General features: G+C 56.5%; 3 protein-coding genes and 1 tRNA gene. 3 read left to right on the top strand and 1 reads right to left on the bottom strand.

Annotation, left to right across the window (positions count from 1 at the left end; all coding sequences use genetic code 11):
- Window positions 1-5: 5 nt before the first annotated feature.
- Window positions 6-77: transfer RNA gene (locus BP727_RS00435), tRNA-Gly, on the bottom strand.
- A 143-nt stretch (window positions 78-220) separates the two neighbouring features.
- Here BP727_RS00435 and BP727_RS00440 point away from each other — a divergent pair.
- The 3 genes from BP727_RS00440 to BP727_RS00450 all read left to right on the top strand — a co-directional run.
- Entirely contained in the window at window positions 221-1,111 is an 891-nt protein-coding gene (locus BP727_RS00440; RefSeq protein WP_232844379.1) for an NAD(P)/FAD-dependent oxidoreductase, read from the top strand.
- A gap of 3 nt (window positions 1,112-1,114) precedes the next feature.
- Entirely contained in the window at window positions 1,115-2,074 is a 960-nt protein-coding gene (locus BP727_RS00445) for an archaeosine biosynthesis radical SAM protein RaSEA (protein WP_013719138.1), read from the top strand.
- 51 nt (window positions 2,075-2,125) lie between these two features.
- Window positions 2,126-2,682: universal stress protein (locus BP727_RS00450; protein WP_286856747.1), on the top strand; the 557-nt coding region annotated here is incomplete at its 3' end.

Raw genomic sequence — 2,682 nt, forward strand, 5'->3', positions numbered from 1 at the left:
TTATATGCGCCGATCGGGATTCGAACCCGAGTTTAGGCGTTGGCAACGCCTAGTGATAACCGCTACACTATCGGCGCGGCGCTTGCTGGAAGCATCCCCATCAACAACCTTCTAGTCTAAAAACATTGCGGGCAGATAGAACCCCGAAAGCCTACCACATTACTGAACACTTTATCTACCTTGAAGGGGTGCTGATTTATGGTGAATTCGCTTGTATGATGTGGTCATAGTAGGAGCAGGCCCGGCAGGGCTGACCGCTGCCATGTACTGCGCCAGAGGAGGGAAGAAGACTCTGGTTTTGGGGAGCATTTACGGCTCTCAGACCGCCATGGGTGGCCTCTATGAGAACTATCCCGGCTTTCCGGAGGGCATTAACGGCATTGAGCTCTCGGAAAGGATGCTGGCCCAGGCCCAGAGGTTTGGAGCGGAGAACCAGACGGAACTGGTGGAGAAGATCGTGAACCTGGGAGACTTCTTCCGCCTGAAGACTGAGAACTGGCAGTACGAGTCCAAGACGATCATCCTGGCCATGGGGGCCAGCCATCGCCCGATAGGGGTTCCAGGCGAAAAGGAGCTGACAGCCAGAGGGGTCTCCTATTGCGTCCATTGCGATGGTGCCTTATTCCGGAACAAATCAGTAGCGTTGGTAGGCTACGGCAATGGCGCAGCCAGAGCAATTCTCTATCTGGCCAATATCGCGAGCCGAGTCCACCTCATATCACCCAAAGAGAAGCTGGTTGCAGAGCCGGTGTATCTGGAAAGGATCAAGTCGCTCACCAACTATGCCGCCACCTTTGGCGCGCAGATTGCCGAGATCCGAGGGGAAGAGTTCGTGGAAAGCGTGGAGTTCAATGTGGGGGGAACCCCCCGTTCCCTGAAGGTGGAAGGGGTCTTCGTGGAGATGGGCATGAAGCCCAATGTGGAATTGGCAGAGAACCTTGGCCTGGATATGACCTCTGGAGGCTTTGTGAAGATCAACCGGCTCAACCAGGAGACGAGCATGCCCGGTGTCTTCGCCGCCGGGGACATGACCGGCGGACGGATGCAGGCGGCAACTGCTGTGGGTGCGGGCGCCTCCGCCGGCATCAGCGCACTGCAGTATCTCGGGTAGACGATGACAAGATCTGAGGAAAGAAGGGACCCAAGAAGGCCGGTCAGCGTATGGCGATCCCAGGATCTGGTGGATGGACGCCCTGCCCAGGCTCTGACCATGATCCTGCGCACGGTGGGATGCAGGTGGAACCGCTGCACCATGTGTGGCTATGCCGGCGAGGGCGCACCCGCTTCGGCAGACGACCTGATAATCCAGTTCGAGAGCGCCATGGAAAAGTGCTCTCCAGAGGTGACAGTGGTCAAGATCTACACCAGCGGCAGCTTCCTGGACTCTGAGGAGATGCCCGCGGGGGCCAGGATCGAGATACTGCGCCGCTTGGAGAATGCGGGGATCGAGAAGCTGATCATTGAGACCCGGCCGGAGTACGTGAACCCTGATGCGGTGGAGGAGTGCCTCTCCCACCTGCAGACCGAGTTCGCCATGGGCCTTGAGAGTGCAAACGACCTGATCAGAGAGCACCTCATCCGCAAGGGTTTTCTCTTCCAGGACTTCGTCCGCGCCTCGGAGATGGTGCACGGCCAGGGAGGAGGGGTTAAGGCCTATCTGCTCCTGAAGCCGCCCTTTCTCACCGAAGGGCAGGCTATGCGTGATGCCATATCCTCCGCGCGGGCAGCACGCCCTTATGCAGACATCATCTCCCTGAACCTGTGCAATGTCCAACGCAATACAGTGGTGGAGAGGATGTGGGAGAAGGGCGAGTATCGGCCACCATGGCTCTGGTCCGCCCTTGAAGTGTTGAAAAGCTCCCCAGGCCCTATCATCTGCGACCCGGTGGGTGCAGGCACCAGGCGGGGGCCCCATAACTGCGGCCAGTGCGATGCCGCCCTGGCGGAGGCGATCAGGAAGCATGATCTTACCCAGGATGCGAGGCCCTTCGATGATCTGCACTGCCAGTGCAAGGAAGCATGGCAGAAGCTGATGGAGCTGGAAGAGCAATCCTTCGGCACCCCACTCTGCTGAAATAGATTGAAATATCAGGAAATGGAACTAATTCATTAAGGTGAGCTAGAAATGTTTGAAAAGGTGTTGATCGCCACAGATTTCTCCAAACATGCCAAGAAAGTGATCGAATGCATCGGCGAAATGCCGGGATTGAAAGAGGTACTACTTCTCAATGTCATTTCTAGAGATCCGCTCGCCCGTGTCTGGGATCCGGTATCGGAGATAAAGGATATCGAGAAGAAGCTGGAAGAGGAGAAGAACGCCATTAAATCCCCCGGGGTAACGGTTAATGTAAAGGCGGTATCCGTTTTAGAGGGCGAGGTGGCAAGCGCCATCAATAAAGTGGCAATGGAAGAGAACGTCTCCCTGGTGGCCATGGGAGCGCGGGGAAGGAGCCTGATCATGAGCACTCTGCTGGGAAGCTCTTCACGTAATGTGCTTCGCTTCGGCAGGACGCACCTCTTGATCATGCGCTACAAGACCCTGGATGATAATACCATGGAGAAGTATTGCGCCCGAGTCTTTGCCAGAATTCTCTTCCCAACCGACCTCTCCCAGACTTCTGAGGTCGCCCTGTCCTTCCTGAAAAGCCTGAAGGGAATTGGAGAGATAGTGCTGCTCAATGT

The organism is Methanosaeta sp. UBA356 (assembly GCF_002496465.1).
GTDB lineage: Archaea > Halobacteriota > Methanosarcinia > Methanotrichales > Methanotrichaceae > Methanothrix > Methanothrix soehngenii.